This window comes from Streptomyces sp. NPDC044719 (assembly GCF_056433405.1).
In genome coordinates this window covers 703,118-715,768 of the sequence record NZ_JBWKHE010000004.1, presented here as the reverse complement: position 1 = coordinate 715,768, position 12,651 = coordinate 703,118, and the positions used below count along the sequence as shown (strand labels likewise).

General features: G+C 69.0%; 12 protein-coding genes and 1 pseudogene. 2 read left to right on the top strand and 11 right to left on the bottom strand.

Annotated features, from left to right (window positions below):
• Positions 1–147: 147 nt before the first annotated feature.
• Together AC07DF_RS19270 and AC07DF_RS19265 are read right to left on the bottom strand one after the other, a co-directional pair.
• Positions 148–1,647 (bottom strand): MFS transporter, encoded by a 1,500-nt coding sequence (locus tag AC07DF_RS19270; protein ID WP_478972745.1) that lies wholly within the window; start codon positions 1,645–1,647, stop codon positions 148–150.
• 143 nt (positions 1,648–1,790) lie between these two features.
• Positions 1,791–2,789 (bottom strand): NAD(P)/FAD-dependent oxidoreductase, encoded by a 999-nt coding sequence (locus AC07DF_RS19265; protein ID WP_478972203.1) that lies wholly within the window; start codon positions 2,787–2,789, stop codon positions 1,791–1,793.
• 208 nt (positions 2,790–2,997) lie between these two features.
• Here AC07DF_RS19265 and AC07DF_RS19260 point away from each other — a divergent pair, with 208 nt between their 5' ends.
• Positions 2,998–3,618, top strand: coding sequence for a TetR/AcrR family transcriptional regulator (locus AC07DF_RS19260; protein ID WP_478972200.1), 621 nt, complete (start codon positions 2,998–3,000; stop codon positions 3,616–3,618).
• Positions 3,619–4,193: 575 nt separating this feature from the next.
• Here AC07DF_RS19260 and AC07DF_RS19255 read toward each other — a convergent pair.
• The 9 genes and pseudogenes from AC07DF_RS19255 to AC07DF_RS19215 all read right to left on the bottom strand — a co-directional run bounded on the left by AC07DF_RS19255 (position 4,194) and on the right by AC07DF_RS19215 (position 11,243).
• Complete coding sequence (locus AC07DF_RS19255) at positions 4,194–4,847, bottom strand: TetR/AcrR family transcriptional regulator (protein ID WP_478972197.1); 654 nt, start codon at positions 4,845–4,847, stop codon at positions 4,194–4,196.
• A gap of 72 nt (positions 4,848–4,919) precedes the next feature.
• Positions 4,920–5,312 (bottom strand): carboxymuconolactone decarboxylase family protein, encoded by a 393-nt coding sequence (locus AC07DF_RS19250; protein ID WP_478972194.1) that lies wholly within the window; start codon positions 5,310–5,312, stop codon positions 4,920–4,922.
• A complete protein-coding gene (locus AC07DF_RS19245; protein WP_478972190.1) occupies positions 5,299–6,168 on the bottom strand; it encodes an SDR family NAD(P)-dependent oxidoreductase in 870 nt (289 codons plus the stop codon). The genes AC07DF_RS19250 and AC07DF_RS19245 overlap by 14 nt, the downstream gene beginning before the upstream one ends.
• Positions 6,169–6,173: 5 nt before the next feature.
• Positions 6,174–7,409: a cytochrome P450 gene (locus tag AC07DF_RS19240; protein WP_478972187.1), complete on the bottom strand. Its 1,236-nt coding sequence runs from the start codon at positions 7,407–7,409 to the stop codon at positions 6,174–6,176.
• A 14-nt stretch (positions 7,410–7,423) separates the two neighbouring features.
• The gene (locus AC07DF_RS19235) at positions 7,424–8,710 is read right to left on the bottom strand and encodes an NAD(P)/FAD-dependent oxidoreductase (RefSeq protein ID WP_478972184.1); all 1,287 of its coding nucleotides are present in this window, start codon (positions 8,708–8,710) and stop codon (positions 7,424–7,426) included.
• A 2-nt stretch (positions 8,711–8,712) separates the two neighbouring features.
• Positions 8,713–8,910 (bottom strand): ferredoxin, encoded by a 198-nt coding sequence (locus tag AC07DF_RS19230; RefSeq protein WP_478972181.1) that lies wholly within the window; start codon positions 8,908–8,910, stop codon positions 8,713–8,715.
• Positions 8,911–9,258: 348 nt separating this feature from the next.
• The gene (locus AC07DF_RS19225; RefSeq protein WP_478972772.1) at positions 9,259–9,426 is read right to left on the bottom strand and encodes a hypothetical protein; all 168 of its coding nucleotides are present in this window, start codon (positions 9,424–9,426) and stop codon (positions 9,259–9,261) included.
• Between the two features lie 32 nt (positions 9,427–9,458).
• A pseudogene (locus AC07DF_RS19220) lies at positions 9,459–10,405 on the bottom strand (PP2C family protein-serine/threonine phosphatase); the annotation flags it as partial.
• Positions 10,332–11,243 (bottom strand): LysR family transcriptional regulator, encoded by a 912-nt coding sequence (locus AC07DF_RS19215; RefSeq protein ID WP_478972178.1) that lies wholly within the window; start codon positions 11,241–11,243, stop codon positions 10,332–10,334. The gene AC07DF_RS19215 and the pseudogene AC07DF_RS19220, both read right to left, overlap by 74 nt.
• Positions 11,244–11,397: 154 nt before the next feature.
• On the opposite strand from AC07DF_RS19215, the gene AC07DF_RS19210 reads away from it, so the two are divergent.
• The gene (locus tag AC07DF_RS19210; RefSeq protein WP_478972175.1) at positions 11,398–12,138 is read left to right on the top strand and encodes a hypothetical protein; all 741 of its coding nucleotides are present in this window, start codon (positions 11,398–11,400) and stop codon (positions 12,136–12,138) included.
• Positions 12,139–12,651: the final 513 nt, after the last annotated feature.

The window sequence follows — 12,651 nt, the reverse complement described above, 5'->3', positions numbered from 1 at the left end:
CGGTACTCATCTTCGTGCAGTGTTCTTCACGGCGGTGCTGATCACCTGCTCAAACAACCCTAGCGAGGCCCTGCTGTCCTGCGCTGATTCGTTCCTGAGAACAACAGTCATCGCAGGTAGCAGGGCATCTCTTGGGTGGATCCAGGCTCAGTGGGCCATCACGGGCTCGCCCTCGGACGGCTCCAGAGCCCGATTCGGAATCAGGAACGCCGCGATCACCGCACCGACCACGAAGAACCCGGAGCCCCACGCCAGGGTGGCCGTGTAGCCCTCGACCCCGGCCTGCGCCGCGGCCGGCGCGCTGGGCTTGTGCGAAGTCAGGTAGTCGGTCGCGGCCGATGAGGCAACGGTGGTCAGTAGCGCCGTACTGATCGAGCCGCCGACTTGCTGACCGGTGTTGATCAGCGCCGAGGCGACGCCCGTGTCCTCGTGGTGCAGGCCTGAGGTCGCCCCCTGGATCGCGGTGGTCATCACCGCGCCGATGCCGAGACCCAGCAGGATCAGGCCGGGCATGATGTGGGCAGCGTAGGTGCTGTCCAACTCGAGCCGGGTCAGCAGGGCCATACCGGCTGCGGCGACCAGGAAGCCGACGCTGACGACGATCTTCGGGCCGACCTTGGGCAGCACCAGCGAAGGCATCGTGGTCGACGAAGCGACGACGGCCGCGACCATCGGCAGGAACGCCAGGCCGGTCTTGATCGGCGAGTAGCCGAGGCTGGCCGCGAAGTAGTAGGTCAGGAACAGGAAAATCGAGAACATCCCCATGCCCAGGACGAACACCGCCATGAACGAACCACCGCGAGTCCGGTCCAGCACGAGGCGCAGCGGCAGCAGCGGATGCGCGACCCTGGACTCCAGCCGGACGAACACCACGAGCAGCACCGCGCCGACGATCATGGAGCCGAGGGCGACCGGGTCGGTCCAGCTGGTGGACTCTACGTGCGCGAACCCGTAGACGACGGCGAACAGCGCGGCGCTCACCACAACGATGCCCGGGATGTCGAGTTTGGGCTTCTTGGTGATCACGGGCTTGGCCAGCAGCAGCAATGCACCGATCAGGGCGGGGGCCGCGAAGGCGACGTTCACGTACATCACCCAGCGCCACGACGCCCATTCGGTGAGCATGCCGCCGAGCAGCAGCCCGATCGCGCCGCCCGCACCGCCCAACGCGCTGAAGATGCCGAAGGCCTTCGCCCTTTCGGACGGTTCGGTGAAGGTCACGCTGAGCAGTGAGAGTGCCGCGGGCGCGAGCAGCGCGGCGAAGAGGCCTTGGGCCACGCGTGCCGCGACGAGGATCTCGAAGCTGCCGGCCGCGCCACCGACGACGGACGCGGCCCCGAAACCTGCCAAGCCGATCACGAAGAGGGTACGTCGGCCCAACAGGTCACCGAGTCGGCCGCCGAGCAGCAGCAGGCTGCCGAACGCCAGCGCGTAACCCGTGATGACCCACTGCCGACTGCCGTCGCTGAAGCCGAGGTCTTGCTGCGCCTCGGGCAGCGCGATGTTCACGACGGTCGCATCGAGCATGACCATGAGCTGTGCCATGCCTATGACGACCAGCACCCACCAGCGCACGGCATGTGAGCCGCGAAGGCCCGAGTCTGTCTTTCCGGAGTCGGGCGCCCCGCGGTCGATGGTGGTACTCATTTCTTTCCCTTGCTTGGTGGGCATGGCTGAAAGCCGTCTGGAAACTGATTGGTTTGATTGGTTTCCTCACCGACGAAGGTGAGGCGAGCGGTGACGGGCTGAGATCTCAGGGCTTCAAGATCATCCTGTGACCCCTTTTGGGCTCACCTCGGCGATTTCCCCTGGAGGGCCGCGTCGGTGTCCGCGATGGCCAGCATCCTGTTGATGTCGGCGCCGGCCAGTGCGCCGGCCGCTGCGGAGGCCCCGACCTGGGCGACCAGATCGGTGGCGTTGCCGGCCACCCACACACCCGGCACCTCGGTGGTGCCGGCCGTGCCGGAGGCGAAGCCGCGGCCCATGTTCGGCAGGTCCCGCACCGGCAGGCCCAGCCCTTCCAGGCCCTGGGTGCGGGCCCGCATCTGCGCGGCGACCGCGAGGACGCGGCGGGCCACGACCTGGCCGTCGGCCAGGCGCACCCCGGCGAGGGCACCGTCCTCGCCGTTGACGACCTCGGCGACCGGGGTGTCGATGACGCGGATGCCGCGGGCGGCGAAGCGGGCGCGGCCGTCCTCGTCCAGGTCGGTGCCGTGGGTGAAGTAGGTCAGGTCTTCGGTCAGCTGACGGAACAGAAACGCGTGGCCGATGGAGGCCGCGCCGGTGGCGAGGATGCCGATGGGCTCGTCGCGCACCTCCCAGCCGTGGCAGTACGGGCAGTGCACCACACTGTGCCCCCAGTGCTCGGCTAGCCCGGGCACCTCCGGCAGGACATCCGTGAGGCCGGTGGCCACGAGGATGCGGCGAGCGGTGATGCTGCGGCCGTCGGCCAGGGTGACGGTGAACCGCAGGTCCCCGTCCGCCGAGGGGGCGGCAGATTCAGCCGAGACCACCTCGCCGAACACGACGCGTCCGCCGTACTGGCGCACCTGCTCCCGGCCCCGTCGAAGGATCTCGGTCGGCGGGGTGCCGTCCAGGGCGATGAGGCCGTGCACGGCCTCCGCGGGAGCGTTGCGCGGGGAGCCGCTGTCGATCACGACGACCGAGCGGCGGGAGCGGGCGAGGATCAGTGCGCCGTTCAGCCCCGCGGCGCCCCCGCCGATCACCACCGCGTCGACGGTCCCCTCGGCCAGTGCGTCGCTCGCGTACGGAGGAGTCGTCACAGTCATGGCCTTGGCCTCCTGCCTTTCCTTGTCAGTCATGGCTCGGTCAACCCTTCGAGTTCTGGGTGGTTGGAGGGGGGTCAGCTGTTCAGATCGCCAGGCGTGCACGCAGCCTGTCCGCTGAGCTCAGGACCGTTGTGTACTGAACAGTCAGAAACCTAGGCAGTTCTGTACCGGGTTGTCAAGAACGGTAGGTCGGCCCTACCTTCTACGTATGGCGAGACCACGAAGCTTCGACCGCGACCACGTCCTCCATGCCGCCGAGCGGCAGTTCCGCACCTCGGGCTACAACGGCACGAGCGTCGACGACATCAGCGCCGCCACCGGCCTGGGCCGCGGCAGCCTCTATGCCGCGTTCGACGGCAAGCACGGCGTGCTGCTGCAGGCGATGGGCAGGTACTCCGCCCGGCTGGGGCTGGCGGTGCAGGCGCTCGCCGGACCGGACGAGGGCGCCCTGGAACGACTGCGCGTGTTCTTGCTCCGCGCCGTAGACGGGGTGCCACTCGCCGACGACGTACCTCCCGCCCCGGACCGGGCGGCGGCGGCCTGCTTCGCCGCCAAGATGGCCCTGGAACTCGGCGCCTCCGACCCCGAGGTGGAACGCATGGCCAACGCCTGCTTCTCCGTGGTCGCGACGTCGGTGGCCGAGTGTGTGCGAGCGGCGCAGCGCAGTGGCGACATCGACCCCGACGCGGATCCCGACGACCTTGCGTATCTTCTGCTGGCCATCGTCCGCGGGGTCGATGTCGTAGGCGCGTCCGGCCACAGCCCCGCCCGCCTCACCTCGATCGCGGAGAGCGCGTTCGCATTGTTGCCTCGCCCGCGCCACCGCTGAGCAGGGCAAGGCCGGCCTCGTTGCACAGGCATCTGATGCGGTCGGCCCACTTCGACGCCGCGGAGACACGGCCCGTGGGTTTACGCGCCGCCGTGACCTCGTGTGTTGGCGCGTGCTGTGGTGTTCCGGGGTATGCGGGGTGGGCACTGCTCGGCACTTCGGACGTGCGGCGGATCCATGGATGCTGCTGCCCAAAATGCGGGCCAGAACCCGCTTGCCGACCGTCTGATCAGGGCCGGTGCCGCGTTCGAGGGCAGCGCGGGGATCGCCGAGGCCCGTGCCTGCTGGACCTGGAGATCGTCGAGGGCGCCGCCCAGATCAGCGTGTGGGACAGCAGCGTCAACTCGTTCTGCCGTGCGATCCTCACCGCACGGGAGACAAGCCAGGGCGCACGCGGTGACATGGCCTGAACAGGCGTTCAGCCGTTCATGCGGGAAGGAACGGGAGGCTACTCGTCGGCTCAAGCTGACGTAGGACCGATGAGGTCGGCAAGACGCCTACGGGCAGCCGGTGAGCTGAAGCCCGGCTGCCGGTGAAGTCTGGCACCCGCTCGACGACGTTGCCCCGTTGGCCGATCACCTGCTTCCGTCACGCAATACAGCGTCGACGACGCGATCGACGAAGAGAGTGAGCTCGTTCCGGTCGTGCCGTCCGAAGGTCGAAGTCCATAGCGCGAACCGGCCGAAGAGCGCGGACCAGAGCAGCAAGGCGGCTGATTCCGCGCCGTCCGGCCAGCGCAGTCCCTCGACCTCGCAGGCGTGCACGGCGTCCACCCACTGCTGCCAGAGAACACGAGCGGGATGCGCCTGGCCGGGTTCACCGAAGCTCGATGCATCGTGGCCGAACATCAGGCGGATGACTCCGCGCTCGGCGGCGGCAAATGCGCAGAAGGCGTTCGCTTGGGCACGGAGGCGTTCGCTGGCATCGGCTCCGCGATCCGCCGCCCGGGTGTCGGCCTCGCGCATCGCTGCGACCACCCGTTGGTATCCGTCCTCCGCGACCGCGTGGGCGAGTTGGTCCTTGTCCGCGAAGTGCAGATACATGCTCTGGGCTGCGATGCCGACTTCCCGCGCGACCTCCCGAAGGGACACCGGGAGGGCGTTGTCGGTCAGTTTCTCGTCGAGAAGACGTGCGACGGCGGCCAGGATTTCCGCGCGGAGCCGATCGCCCTGGCCGCGGGGGTTACGTCTGCGGGTGGTGTCGGTGCTGGTTGCGGCGTCCTGGTTCATGCCTCTCATTCTGCGGGAGCCGACGCCTTGCGGGCTGCACGAGTGTGGCCTTGGCCCCGCAAGGCGCCGCGGTCACGCCTCCTCGAGGGCGCGGGCGGCGGTGGTCATGGCCTGGCCGGAGGCGGGAAGCCCGATGTACGGAGCGGTCTGGAGCACAGCCTCAAGGATCTCCTCGGAGGTCAGCCCGTTGGCGAGACCGCCGAGGACGTGATTGCGCACCTCCCCCTGATGACCTTGGGCCATCAGCACGCCCAGCGTGACCAGACTGCGACTGCGCCGGTCCAGGCCCGGACGAGACCAGACCTCGCCGAAGCACTGCTCCAGTGCGAGCCGGGCCATGTCCGATCCAGGGCCCGTGCCCTCGGCGGGGGCGACCATGTTCTTCTGCAGGAATGTCTCGCCGAACATCTCCCGTACGACCTGCTCGCCGGCGGCGCGGCGCTCACCGGGTTCACTGCTGGTCATCGGTGTCCTTTCCCTGGGCTTCACTCATGCGGGGCAGCATCCCCAGCACCGTGGCCGTGGTGGTGCCCGCGTCGACGGGGAGCACCGCGCCCGTGATCCAGCGGGATTCCACGCACCCGAGGAAGAGAACGGCCCAGGCCAGATCCCAGGCCGTGCCCTCCAGACCGAGAAGGTTGGCCGCGCTGCGCATCCGCCGTCCCTCCGCGCCGCCGTGGTCCCCCACAGGGGTGTGCAGGTGGCCCGGAACGAGACAGTTGACCCGGATGTGGTCCGGCCCCCAGCTGTAGGCGAGGTCGGTGGTCAGCGACTGCAGTGCGCCCTTGCTGGGTCCGTACGCACCACTGCCGAAGCCACGCAGCGCCGCGATGGAGGAGATGTTGACGACGGATCCGCCACCGCCGCGCACAAGGTGAGGGTGAGCGGCGCGGGCCACCTGCATGGCGGCCGTGACGTTCAGGGCGAAGACCCGGTCCCAGCCCGCGCGGCTGGTAGCCATGACGTCCCCCTCCCCGGTGATGCCGGCGTTGTTGACCACGGCGTCCAGGCGCCCGGCGCGGGCGGCGAACTCGTCGACCGCCGCACCCGCCGCCACCTCGTCGGTGATGTCCGCGGTGAGCGCGATCGCCCGCCCGCCGTCGGCCTCGACGCGTTCGCGTGTGTGCTCGGCGCGCTCCGCGCTGATGTCGAGGATGCCCACGGTGGCTCCCTGGGCCGCCAGCAGCAACGCGGTGGCCGCGCCGGTGCCCAGGAAGTCACCTGTGCTGCCGGCGCCGGTCACCAGCGCCGCCTTTCCCGTCATACGGGTGCCACGCCCGTCGACGTGTCCGCCGACGTCGAACGTCCGCTCGTCCGACATGCCGCTCACCACTCGACGGGCAGGGACGTCAGGCCGTACACGATGCTGTTCTTCTTGAACGGCAGTTCGTCCTCGGGCACTGCGAGACGCAGGTCGGGGATGCGCTCGAAGAGGCGCGGCCAGGCGACCTGCATCTCGATCCGCGCCAGGTTCTGCCCCAGGCACTGGTGGGAACCGAAGCCGAAGGCCACATGGTGGCGAGCACTGCGGCCGATGTCGAGCTGGTCCGCCGGGCACTCGCCCTCGCCCGCGCCGAAGGCACGCCCGTCCCGGTTGCCGGCGATCAGCGAGACGATGACCCCCTCGCCCTTGCGTACGAGCTGCCCGCCGATCTCTACGTCCTCGGTCGCCACCCGCCGCGGATCGGTCGAGACGATGCTCCAGTAACGCAGCATCTCCTCGGCTGTGCTGGGAGCGAGCTCGGGGTGTTCCCGCAGGCGGTCGCGCTGGTCCGGGTTGAGCAGGAGCGCCACGGTGCCCAGGCCGAGCATGTTCGCGGTGGTTTCGTGCCCTGCGCCGACGAGCAGCCCGACCAGTGCGGGGATCATCTCCGGCGCGAAACCGTCGGGCCCCTCGTGATCGGACAGCAGCCGGCTGATCATGTCGTCCGCGGGCTCCCGGCGCTTGCGCTCGACGAGAGCCTTGTAGTACTCGTGCGCCTCCCCCAGCGTCCGCGCGCGCTCTTCGTGACTGATGGTCAGGTCGGTGCCGGCGTTCGCGTGCCGCTGGAAGACGTCGTGGTCCTCGTACGGAACCCCGAGGATGGTGCAGATGGCGAGCGAGGGCATCGGCAGGGCGAAGTCCTGGATGAGGTCGACCGGGCCTCCCTTGGCGAGCATCGCGTCGATCAACTCGTCCGTGATCTGCAGCAGTTGGTCGCGCATCGCCTGAGTGCGCTTGACACTGAACTCCTTGGTGAGCATCTGCCGCAGCCGGGCGTGCTCGGGGTCGTCCAGGCGCAGGAACAGCCCGCCCTCGTGCTCGGGCTGGTTGGAGTGCACCAGGGGGAAGTCGGGGTTGCGTACGTCGGCGCTGAAGGACGGGCTGGACAGCACGGCGCGGATGTCCGCGTGCCGGGTCGCCAGCCAGTGCCGGGTGCCGTTCCAGATGGTGACCTGGTGCAGTCCGCCGGCCTCCCGGAACTCGGCGTACTGCGGCGGCTCGCTGAAGGGACAGCTGCGTGGAGCCGGAAAGAACGGTGCCTCGCCGGCTGCGGGGATCTCTGCTGCGGTCGTCGTCATGTCGTCTTCCTCGATCACAGATCTGATGTCGCGATGGCGGGGGTTGTAGACGCGGGGGCCGTAGACGCGGGGGTGGTGGGCCAGGGCGCGCGGTCCAGTACGGCCTGGCGCCAGGTGCGCAAGGACCGTGCCATGCCGTTGCCCAGCACGCCGTCGACCTGGTGCGGGCGTCCCTCGACGTCACGGTGGCCGTAGACCCCGACGAACCGGCCTTCTTCCAGGGAGCCCTCGACGACCGTGAAGGCCATCTGTCGCCCTGTGGAGCCGTAGGACTGGAGTTTCAGGTCGTACTGGTCGGACCAGAAGTAGGGCAACGCGGGGGCGGCCGGTTCGCCGCCCAGGAGGGCCGCGCCGACCGCACGTCCCTGTTCCGCGGCGGCCAGTCGGTGCTCGCTGCGTATGTGGCGGTCCGTGGCGGGGTCCAGCCAGGCGGCCACGTCGCCGACAGCCCAGATCCGCTCCGCGGCCCGGCCCCGCGCATCGCACAGCACACCCTCGACGCCGTCCCGCTCCTTGTTCCCGAGCGGCACGCCGGATCCGGCGAGCCAGCCCACCGCCGGACGGGCGCCGACCGCGACGAGGATAGTGGACGCCTCGACCACGGAGCCGTCGTCGAGCACGACGCCCGTGGCCCGGTTGTTCTCGGCGAGCACCTCGACGACTCCCCGGCCGCACCGCAGGTCGACGCCGGCGGCGAGGTGACGGGACCCGAGCATGCCCGCCACTTCCTCTCCCAGTACGTTGACCATGGGAAGGGGCAGCGGGTCGGCCATCGTCACCGGAACGTTCATCCCCCGGGCCACCGCCGCGGCTTCCGCACCGACGAATCCGGCACCCACGACGACCAGCCGTCCGCCGTGCCCGAGGGCCCCGCGCAGGCGGAGGGCGTCCGGCAGGTTCCGCAACACCTGGACACCGTGCAAGCCGGCACCGAGGGAAGGAGGATGCACCGCCACAGCACCGGTGGCGATCACCAAGGCGTCGTACGCGAGTTCTCCACCGCCGACGAGACCCACCGTCGAGGCATCGGCGTCCACCCACACGGCCGCAGTGCCGGGCAGGTGAGTGATGCCCAGGGCGTCCCACTGCTCCCGCGGGCGCAGCAGGAGCCGCTCGACCTCCCACTCCCCGGCCAGCAACTGCTTCGACAACGGCGGCCGGTCGTACGGCAGGCCGGGCTCCCCGTCGACCATGACCACGTCGCCTGTGAAGCCGCGACGGCGAACCTCCTCGGCGACTCCCAGCCCCGCGGCCGAACCACCGACCACGACAAGCCGGTGAAGTCCCGTCGCGGCCGACACGTTCAGCCCTCCTCGATAGTGATCGCCGCGGCCGGGCACACCTGAGCCGCTTCCCGCACGGCGAAGTGCTGCTCCGCCGGAGGCTCCGCTTCCAGCAGGACCACGATGCCGTCCTCGTCACGCTGGTCGAACACGTCCGGGGCCACCAGCACACACTGGCCCGCTCCGCAGCACTTGGGTTCGTCAACGGTGATTTTCATGCCACTTGCCCTTCCGACAGTCAGGCCGACGAGTCGGCGCGACCGCCGACCTCCCACCTGACACCTTACGAGTGTCACCTTACAGATGTAAGTCTTCAAGTACAGAAGGATCACGTGGATGTTGTCCGAGCGAAGTGCCGGAGGAGGACGCACATTTCGTCGCCTCGGCGTCCACCGTCCGGCTTCCGGGCACGCCAAACCGATCGACAACAACCGAAGGCGGTCTACACGGGTGTTCTGCGAGGCCACGCGGCTATCACGGCGCCTTGAAGGGGGGTTGATCCGCTCCGAGTCTCACCATCGACGGGAGAAGGGGGCGGATGTATGAGCCAGCGGTCCAGGCGGCCTTCAGGCATCCAGGGAAACATGCCGTACACCTTGGGCGGCAGGAAGTTCCAGATCACCGTCGCCGACCTCGAACTCCACCTGGTCGCAGGCGACTTCGGCACTGGCCACCACGCCGACGAGTATGCCGCCGCCCGGTCTGAGAATCGAAGTACGACTGCGCACCTCCACGTGGGAGCCGGAGCCTTGCCCTCAGTTGCAACGGTGTGCAGCAGCCGGAGGGTGACCGGCCGTGACGCGTGGCGCACGGCGTTGGTCACGATCTCGCTCACGAGTAGCTCGACCCAGTCGCTGGGGGCCTCGAGCCCCCACCGGGCCGGCGCGCCCCGTGCAAGTCGGCGAGCTCTGGGGGGCTTTGTCCTCCAAGTCCAGGAACCAGTACGCAACATCGCTCAGCGTGATCCCCGCGAAGCAGGCTGCGAGCAGCGCGATGTCGTCGTCCCAGTCGCCCCGCTCGAGCATGTCGAGCACCTCGTCTCACAGGGATTCCAGCGGGGGCGGATAGCTGGGCCCGGTCAGCCGTGCGGTCTCGGCGAGCCTCTCGCGAAGCCGCTCTATGCCGGTCCAGACGTCCTGGAGACGGGACTCCACAAGCCCGTCGGTGTAGAGAAGCAAGGCCGCACCGGCAGGTGCGTCCAGTCTCACGGTCTCGAAGCGGAGGCCGCCAACACCGATCGGCGCCCCTGATGGCACCCGCAGCACTTCGGCCCGCCCGACCAAGTGCAGCAGGAGCGACGGAGGGTGGCCGGCGTTGGCGATAGTGAGGCGGTGCGCGACGGATCGTAGACCGCGTAGAGGCAGATCGTCATGCGGTCGGTACCGAGACGCTGGGCCTGCAGTCGCCACCCACCCGTGCCGTCTCCGCGGCGGGAAGGTATGGGGTGGCAAGCCGGACTCCGCTGGTGCGGGACAGTGTCTCAGGCTGCATGGTGCGCTGCAGTTCGTTGGCGACGTGCGCGTCGTGGCCGTACAGCAGCGCCTTGTCGATACCGAGAGCGCTGTGTGCGGCGAGCCGGCCATCCTCAACATCCGGCACCAGAGCCTCATCACGACCCACCGGGGTGAGATCCCAGCATTCAGGCCTCGCCCGGTCGACTGCACGACAGCACGGTCTCACGCAGCCAACGATGGGCCGGATCGTTCGCTCGCCGAACGTGCCACGCCTGCTGGTACGCAAACCGGGGGAGATCCAAAGGCGGCTTGAACTTCCGTAGCGCCCGGTGCCTCTGCATCGGCCCCACCGCTCGGCCGGCAACGGTGAGGATGAGATCGGTACCCTCGATCAAGTCCACCGCCGCGCTCCAGTGAGGCAAGGTCACGGCGAGATGCCGCCGTAGCCCCCGTGCGGCCAGAGCCGTCTCGATCTCGTCGTTCGCGTCGGGGCGCAGGGCCAGCATGACGTGCGGCCGCTCCAGCCACTCCCCCAGTGACAGACCTCCCCTCGCAGGCAGTACGGCCTTGTCCGCAAGGCTCACAAACTCTTCCTGAAAGAGGTCCTGGACCTCGATGCCCTCGGGTACATGGGGAAAGATTCCCAGCGCGAGGTCGAGCTCGCCGTCCGTGAGCTGCGCCATCATCGCCTCCCGGCTGGCCTGACTGATCGCCAGGTCAAGGCCGGGGGCCTTGCTGCGAACATCCCGCACGAGCGCGGGCAGCACGATGCGCGACGCGTAGTCCGAGAGCGAGAGCCGGAACCGTCGGCGCGTGAGCGACGGGTCGAAGCCGGGCGCTCTGAGCAGTTCGGCCAGGCTGGTCAATGCCTCCTCCAGCGGCTGTACGAGTGCCTGAGCACGTGCCGTCAGGACCATGCGGCCGCCGTGCCGCGCCAGCAGTGGATCGCCGAACTGCGTCCGCAGCTGCGCGAGCGCATGACTGACAGCCGGCTGGCTCTTGTTCAGCCGCCCAGCGGCTCGCGTGACGTGCTTCTCGGACAGCAAGGCATGCAGCGTCAGGAGCTGGTTGAGGTCGATCCGGCTGAGTTCATCCATTCCACGAATGATACGGATGCATGCAAAGCATTTCCATAAATGGCGGTGATGGAAGAGGCTCGGAGCATCGCGGCGCTCGCCCCACCGGGACGGCGTTGCCGGAGCGGCGGTGCCGCGCTCGATCAAGTGCAACTCACACTAAGGAAGACCAGAGATGACGAAGGATGACCAGGGCCTGGAGCTCTCCTATTCCGACGGCCGGCCGGCCACGATCGGAGTGAAGGCCGTCAACCAGGTGCTGAGCGCCGTGGGCGTCCACGCCAGCCAGGTCCCCGTTCCCTCGGAGGCTCAGCCGATCCTGGAGGCCTCCAGGATCCGGGCGCTGGCGGAAGCTGAGCAGGCGGAGCTGGTCTCGCTGTTCAGCCTTGACCGGGAGGAGCTCCTGAGGCACGTCGAGCTGGCCGGCCGCCCGCCCGAAGTCCATCGCGGCGGGTTCCTGAACACCTCGGAGCACGAAGTTCCGCCGTACCCGAAGGTGTACGACATGAAGGCGATGGACACCGCCGCCCGGCACGCGGTCCAGGCGCGCTTCGGCCGGCTCCATGTCAACATCTCCGATGACGGTGTCGGCATCGACGAGGTCATGACCGTGGTCTCCGGTGGCCCCATGACGTGGTTCTATCGGCTTCCCGACGGCGTGGTCGCGAGGTTGTCGGTGGGAGCTGTGGAGATCGGTGCACCGGCCTGGCGCATCAGCTACCCCGGAATCCGCCCGCACGGCGCCTTCCTGGACGCCGAGCACGGCCTGATCGTGGCGTTCGCCCATGGCCCTGAGAAGTTCGTCATGCGGTACGACGCCCCGAGCGCCGAGGGCGCGGAGTTGCTGGGGACGAACCCCTGGATCGACTTCGGCGGGGACGCGCCCCGGATGCTGGACGCCGTGACCGCGAGCTGACCCGCGCAAGCAGGAGATGGGCATGACGGCATAAGCCGCTCGTGCCCGCCCTCACTCCCCGGCCCACACACAGAGCACCGTCACAGGAAGAGACATGTCCACCATCCCCCGGGTGGCCGCCACACGCCTGCCCTCCGTGAGCGAATCCTGACGAAGTCGCTGCTTGCCGGGCCGGGACCGGAAGGGCGGCGACGCACATCCCGGGTGCAGGGGATCTGCAAGACGGTGCCTGTCGGCATCAAGCGCTGGTCCGGTGCGGCCCTGGAACCATCGATTGCCGCGCGGTCCGCGGCTCAAAGGAGCGGAACAGTGCCGAATCGGACAGACCGACCGGACACGGGGGCTGATGGGGCGCCCCGCTCCGGGCCTGGCACTGCATGCAGCCTCGTTCGTCCGGATCAGATCACAACGCGGAGCGCCCCACACCGAAGGCCGAGTGCGGGGTGCTGCCGTGGAGAGCTTCACCGCGGTGGTCGCTCGTGCTGCGTGGCGTACGAGCGACCACCGCAGAGC

Bases quoted from the DNA above. Each gene is read 5' to 3' on its own strand.
- AC07DF_RS19215 (WP_478972178.1), bottom strand. From the start codon at position 11,243: ATGGATGAACTCAGCCGGATCGACCTCAACCAGCTCCTGACGCTGCAT.
- AC07DF_RS19240 (WP_478972187.1), bottom strand. From the start codon at position 7,409: ATGACGACGACCGCAGCAGAGATCCCCGCAGCCGGCGAGGCACCGTTC.
- AC07DF_RS19265 (WP_478972203.1), bottom strand. From the start codon at position 2,789: ATGACTGTGACGACTCCTCCGTACGCGAGCGACGCACTGGCCGAGGGG.
- AC07DF_RS19250 (WP_478972194.1), bottom strand. From the start codon at position 5,312: ATGACCAGCAGTGAACCCGGTGAGCGCCGCGCCGCCGGCGAGCAGGTC.
- AC07DF_RS19255 (WP_478972197.1), bottom strand. From the start codon at position 4,847: ATGAACCAGGACGCCGCAACCAGCACCGACACCACCCGCAGACGTAAC.
- AC07DF_RS19230 (WP_478972181.1), bottom strand. From the start codon at position 8,910: ATGAAAATCACCGTTGACGAACCCAAGTGCTGCGGAGCGGGCCAGTGT.
- AC07DF_RS19245 (WP_478972190.1), bottom strand. From the start codon at position 6,168: ATGTCGGACGAGCGGACGTTCGACGTCGGCGGACACGTCGACGGGCGT.
- AC07DF_RS19210 (WP_478972175.1), top strand. From the start codon at position 11,398: ATGACGAAGGATGACCAGGGCCTGGAGCTCTCCTATTCCGACGGCCGG.
- AC07DF_RS19260 (WP_478972200.1), top strand. From the start codon at position 2,998: ATGGCGAGACCACGAAGCTTCGACCGCGACCACGTCCTCCATGCCGCC.
- AC07DF_RS19270 (WP_478972745.1), bottom strand. From the start codon at position 1,647: ATGAGTACCACCATCGACCGCGGGGCGCCCGACTCCGGAAAGACAGAC.